The organism is Inquilinus sp. (assembly GCF_057815775.1).
In genome coordinates this window covers 1-5892 of the sequence record NZ_JBYRFX010000182.1, presented here as the reverse complement: position 1 = coordinate 5892, position 5892 = coordinate 1, and the positions used below count along the sequence as shown (strand labels likewise).

At 63.8% G+C, this 5892-nt stretch carries 5 protein-coding genes; 1 reads left to right on the top strand and 4 read right to left on the bottom strand.

Annotated features, from left to right (window positions below):
• From AC3XYG_RS06465 to AC3XYG_RS06455, 3 genes are all read right to left on the bottom strand, one after another.
• Positions 1 to 565, bottom strand: a 565-nt coding sequence (locus AC3XYG_RS06465; protein WP_489138990.1) for a calcium-binding protein, incomplete at its 3' end; no start/stop codon positions are given.
• An 83-nt stretch (positions 566 to 648) separates the two neighbouring features.
• Positions 649 to 1680: a calcium-binding protein gene (locus AC3XYG_RS06460; RefSeq protein WP_489138989.1), complete on the bottom strand. Its 1032-nt coding sequence runs from the start codon at positions 1678 to 1680 to the stop codon at positions 649 to 651.
• Between the two features lie 156 nt (positions 1681 to 1836).
• Positions 1837 to 3312, bottom strand: coding sequence for a calcium-binding protein (locus tag AC3XYG_RS06455; RefSeq protein ID WP_489138988.1), 1476 nt, complete (start codon positions 3310 to 3312; stop codon positions 1837 to 1839).
• Positions 3313 to 3507: 195 nt separating this feature from the next.
• Here AC3XYG_RS06455 and AC3XYG_RS06450 point away from each other — a divergent pair, with 195 nt between their 5' ends.
• Positions 3508 to 5292: a hypothetical protein gene (locus tag AC3XYG_RS06450; RefSeq protein WP_489138987.1), complete on the top strand. Its 1785-nt coding sequence runs from the start codon at positions 3508 to 3510 to the stop codon at positions 5290 to 5292.
• A 91-nt stretch (positions 5293 to 5383) separates the two neighbouring features.
• Here AC3XYG_RS06450 and AC3XYG_RS06445 read toward each other — a convergent pair.
• On the bottom strand, positions 5384 to 5892 hold a 509-nt coding region (locus AC3XYG_RS06445), incomplete at its 5' end, for a M10 family metallopeptidase C-terminal domain-containing protein (protein ID WP_489138986.1).

Below are 5892 nucleotides of genomic sequence, written 5' to 3'. Positions count from 1 at the left end.
GATTTTCGACGCTGTCGTAGGTGTCGCCGAGGGCCTCTCCCCCGGTGCCGTGGCCGGTGCCGAGGTCGACGACCGCGCTATAGGTGAAGGTCACCGTATCGGTGCCCGCGCCACCGATCAGCGTATCGGCGCCGAAGCCCCCGATCAGAACGTCGTCGCCGGCGCCTCCGGCAAGGCGGTCGTCGCCGTCGCGACCATCGAGCGTGTTGCTGCCGGCAGCCCCGCTCAACACATCATTGGCATCGCTGCCGATGAGGCTCTCGATGCTGTCGAACCGATCGCCCGCAGCATCTCCCCCGCTCGCATCACCGGATGCGAGATCGATCGTGATGCCGATGGTGCTGCCGGCATAGCTGGCCGTGTCGTTCCCGTCCTCGCCATAAAGCAGGTCCGCTCCGGCACCCCCGACCAGGGCATCGTCGCCATGGCCGCCGACCAGTTGATCGTTACCCCTTTGGCCAGCGAGATTGTCATTCCCGTCGAGGCCGAAAATCTGATCGTCATTTGCTGTACCGTTCAGCCCGTCGTCGTGGACTGTTCCGGTAATCAAAATCCCCGCCGCCATGGCGCTTTTCCCTTCTGCAATTTGATGTCTGAAATCCGAATCCGATCAATATCCGACAGCATGCGGTTGCATCCGCCGCCGGTTCAGAGCAGGAAGTCGCCGGCCACCAGCGCGATGACCGAATGAACGTTGATGGCCATGTCGGCCACCTTGTCGCCGTCGATGTCGGCCAGGACGGTGTAGACGCCACCACCGGCCGGCAGGACGATCACCTCGTGACCCGAACCAGTGAAGGCGCCGCCCGTGGTGAAGGTGAAGGCGGTGTTGCCGTTGGCGCCGTTGCCGTCGGCATCGATCGGGCGGAGGTCGATCTTGTCCGATTGGGCATGTGAGAAATCGGTGATGATATCCCGCCCGGCGGGGCCGATCGTGCTGTCGGTGACGTCTCGATAGACAAAGTAATCGCCCGCGGCCCCGCCGGTCAGAGTGTCTGTTCCGGTGTTGCCCAGGAGGACGTTCGTGACACCGTTGCCGGTCAAGGTATCATTGTGGGCCGAACCGTAGATATTCTCTACGCCCCGCACAAGATCCCCGTCGGCCTCTCCGCCGTGGCCTATCGCGCCCTGAGCATGGCTGTAATTCAGGTCGAGTGTGATGCCTGACGGGCTGGCGTTGTAATACACCCAGTCGATCCCGCTGCCTCCATCCAGGAAATCGTGTCCGGCGCCGCCGATCAAGACATCGTTTCCGGCTCCTCCGTTCAGGGAATCACCGCCACCAAGACCATATATCGTATCATTTCCAGAAATCCCTTCGATCGTATTGCCCTCAGAATTGCCGATAACCCGATCATCGAAATTCGATGCTTTGATATTCGGGATATTGGTGATGACGTCGCCTTGGGCATCGCCGCCGACGCCGGTTCCGAGCGTCAGGTCGATCGTCACGGCCGCGGGGGAGAATTCATAAGAGGCAAATTCGAGGCCGTCGCCGCCACCATCGAGCCGGTCCGCGCCGGCGCCGCCGCGCAGCACATCCGAACCGGCACCGCCAAAGAGGATGTCATCTCCCAAGCCGCCGCTGAGGGAGTCGTCACCGCCGAGCCCGTTGATCGTGTCGGGCCCGTCGGTCCCGGTCAGAATGTCCCGCCCTGCAGTCCCGTTGATGATCGCCATGGCGTTCTCTCCCCCTTTGCAATTGGATGTTCGAAATCCGAATCCGATCGATATCCGACAGTATGACGCCATGCGAGCGACGCGGCATCCGGCGGTGACGGATGCCGCTCACACTCCGGCGGCCGACCATATGGTGCGGCCGCTGCCGCTACCGGTTCAGAGCAGGAAGTCACCAGCCACCAGCGCTGAAGGCGATTGCACGCTGATCGCCATGTCGGCCACCCGATCGCCATCGATATCGGCCAGGACGACATAGCTGCCGGAGCTTCCCTGGACGATCACCTCATGGCCCGAGCCGGTGAATGCGCTGCCGGCGGTGAAGGTGAAGGCGGTGTCGCCGTTGGTGGCATTGCCGTCTGCGTCGATCGGGCGGAGGTCGATGTGTTGCGCGTATGCGTGGACAAATGTGGAGATCGTGTCCCGTCCGGCCGCCCCCACGGTGCTGTCGGTGACATCGCGATAGAGGTACACATCGCCGCCCAGACCGCCGTCCAGCGTGTCGGCGCCGATGTTCCCGACCAGCACGTTCACCCGGTCATCACCGGTCAACGTGTCGTCATGGGCTGAGCCATAGACGTTCTCGATGCTGAAATAGCTGTCGCCCCGGGCTTCGCCGGCGGTTCCGATGCCGAGCACCAGGTCGACCGTCACCCCCGTCGCGCTGGTGTGATAGTAGGCCCAGTCGTTGCCGTCGCCGCCATTCAGGACGTCCCGTCCCTGGCCGCCCACCAGCCGATCATTGCCCGCGTCGCCCTGGAGCGTATCCGCATCGGCCAGACCGTAGATCGCATCGTCGCCGGCCCCGCCGATCAGGGTATCATTGCCGCCAAGCCCGACAAGTCGATCATCCCCGAGTTGTCCGGACAGGACATTGGCATCGGCGGAGCCGGTCAGGATGTCGCCCACCGTCGTGCCCGTGATGTTTTCGATGTCGGCACCGACGATGTCCCCCTGCGCATCCCCGCCGATGCCGATTGCGCCGATGGTCACGGTCACGCTCGCATCAGGAATTGCGCCCACGCCGTGGCCGCCATCATTGTGGCCGTAGAGGATGGTATCGATGCCGTCGCCCCCGCTCAGCGTGCTGGCGCCGACGCCGCCATGGAGGACATCGTCCCCGCCCAGGCCGTTCAGGACGTCGTTGATGCCGCCATAGGCGTCGAGGACATTGTCGCCGGCCGATCCTGTCAGGACATCGGAATAGAGCGTGCCGGTCAGGTTCTCGACGTCGAGGCCGATGCTGTCGCTTCCGTCGCCGACGCCGCCGATCGTGGCGACGACGCCATCTGCGCGGAACCGATCATTGTAGTCGACCGTATCGATGCCATCGCCGCCGATGAAGGTGTCCTGGGTCGATCCGCCGCCCATCAGGTCGTCACCGGCGCCGCCATTCACGATATCGGCACTCACCGCTCCATTATAGACGTCGCCGAGAATGTCATTGCCATTCCCGCCATTGATGGCGTCGGTGCCGTTCCCGCCTGCAATGTTGTCATTGCCGTCGCCGCCGTCCAGCGTGTTGATGCCGCCGTTGTCGCTGATGATGTCGTTTCCGGCCAGTCCGTTGACCGTATCGTCGGCCCCGGTGCCGGACAGGGCGTCCGGGCCCAATGTGCCGTTGATGATGGCCATGTGGTTTTCCCCTTTGGCAATTATCGTCTGAAAATTCGATCCGATGAACACCGGGGAGTATGCGCCATCCGGGCGATGCGGGCACCTGCGCGCCACGAGGGCGGGTGCTTACCGAAGGCACCGCCATTGGAACAAATCCCATGAAGCCATTAGAATGGGATTTTAAGCGAAATTGAAAAAAACGAGGAGGGACGAGTGGCAACCATCATCGGGACGAGCGCTGCGGATCTGCTGATCGGGGTCGCCAGTGCGGGCGATGACACGGTGTCCGGTCTGGACGGCAACGACGTGATCGCCGGCGAGGCCGGAAACGACGTGCTGAGCGGCGGGCTCGGGGTCGACGTTCTGATCGGCGGAACCCTCGACGTTGTGGAGGATGTCGGCACGGTCGTGCTTCATCCCGGCGACCAGGACACCGCCTCCTACGCCGAACGATTTGTCACCGTCCGTGTGACGCTGTCCGACACCGCGACGCTCGATGTCACCCGGTTCGGCATCTCGATGCACCTGACCGGCGTGGGCCATGAAGGCGACAACGGACAGGGTGACATTCTCGTCGGCATAGAGAACCTGATCGGCGGTTCCACCGGAGATTCGCTGGTCGGCGACAGCAAGGACAATACGTTTCACGGAGGAGGCGGGGACGACGGCCTCATCGGCGGCGGAGGCGATGATATTCTGGTGGGCGGCGTCGGGAACGACACGCTGAGCGGGGAGGCCGGGTCTGATATCCTGATCGATGGCGATCTGACGATTGCAAATGGGATCGGAACCGTCACCGACTACGTCGATGATCGCAATACGAGAGCCGATTATATGGCGTCGACGGCGGCGGTGAACCTTGATTTCACTGCGACGCACGACATCGATGTGACGCGTGCGGGCGTGTTGCTGCATCTGCAGAACGCCGTGGCTGGGCATGGCGGTACTGCCGAGGGCGACCTGCTGGTTGGGGTCGATATCGTCGAGGGATCGCAGTTCAACGACCATCTGGTTGGCGATGGGCTGACCCAGATGTTCGATGGTGGGTCCGGTGATGACATCCTGCAGGGCGCCCGCTCCATGCGTGGCGGTGCCGGAAACGACACGCTGATCGGCGGTCAGTACGGCGGCTCCATGAGCGGGGATGCCGGCGCCGATATATTGGACGGCAGGGCCAGCAACGACGACACTGTCTTCTACAGCGGAGCGGCGGTCACGATCGATCTGACGCAGGGCACGGGACACGGCGGAGAGGCCGAAGGGGATGTCCTGATCGGGATCGAGGGTGTCGATACGACCGATGCCGGCGACCGGGTGATCGGGTCGGGCGGTAATGAGACCGTGGTCCTTGGAGGCGGGAATGACGCGTCCTACGGCCTGAGCGGCTCCGACTACCTGCAGGGAGATGCCGGCGATGATCGCCTTGTCGGCGGCGTGGGAGCGGATCAGCTGTTTGGCCGAACCGGCTTCGATTGGGCCTATTACCACACCAGTTCGGCGGGCGTGACCGTCAGCCTGGCCACCGGCACCGGTTCGGGCGGTGAGGCGCAGGGCGACACCCTGTCCGGAATCGAGGCGATCTATGGCTCGACCCACAACGACACGCTGACCGGGGATGATGCCTCGAACACGCTTCTCGGGAACACGGGGGCCGACCACCTGACCGGCGGCGGCCACGCCGACACGTTCATGTATCGCGCCGTCAGCGACAGCACGGTCGCGACAGCGGGCCAGGACGTGATCCTCGATTTCTCGCGGAACGACGGTGACAAGATCAACCTCGCGGCGATCGACGCCGACGGCAATTCGGCGAACGGCAACACCGCCTTCGTCTACACCGCCGGCGGCGCGTTCACCGGCATCGGTCACGAAGTCGTGGTGCAGAGCAGCGGCGGAGTTAGCCTGCTGCAGGCCGACCTCAATGGCGACGGAGTCGCCGACTTCGCCATCGAGGTGCATTCGACCCTCCCGATCACCGGACAGGACATGGTGCTGTAACGCCATCGCCGCGGGCGAGGGCGCTATGACAATCGGACGGCATCGTGGCGAAGCATCCAGCCTCGCCACGATGCCTGCCGGTCCGATTGGTCTAGAGCAGGAAGTCGGCGGTCACCAGGGCGGTGGCGGAATGGACGGTGATGGCGAAGTCGGCCGTGCCGTCGCCATTGACGTCGGCCAGGACGGTGTACACACCTTCGCCGGCGGCCTGGACGATCACTTCACGCCCGGTGTTGGTGAAGGCGCCACCTGATGTGAAGGTGAAGGCGGTGTCGCCGTTGACGCTGTTGCCGTCGGCATCGATCGGCCGCAGGTCGATCTTGTCGCCCTGGGTGTGCGAGAAGTCGGTGATGGTGTCCGGCGCCGCCACCGTGCTGTCGCTGACCGACTGATAGAGGAAATAGTCGTTGGCGCCGCCGCCGGTCAGGGTGTCCTGGCCTGTGTTGCCGAGCAGGACATTGGTCAGGTTGTTGCCGGTCAACGTGTCGTTGAAGGCCGAGCCGTAGACGTTCTCGATGCCGATGTAGGTGTCGCCCTGGGCTTCGCCGCCGCTGCCGGTGTTGGTGGCCAGGTTGACGGTCACGCCGGCGGAACTGGTGT

Coding starts and splice junctions, on each gene's coding strand:
- AC3XYG_RS06460 (WP_489138989.1), bottom strand. CDS start 1,680: ATGGCGATCATCAACGGGACTGCAGGGCGGGACATTCTGACCGGGACC.
- AC3XYG_RS06455 (WP_489138988.1), bottom strand. CDS start 3,312: ATGGCCATCATCAACGGCACATTGGGCCCGGACGCCCTGTCCGGCACC.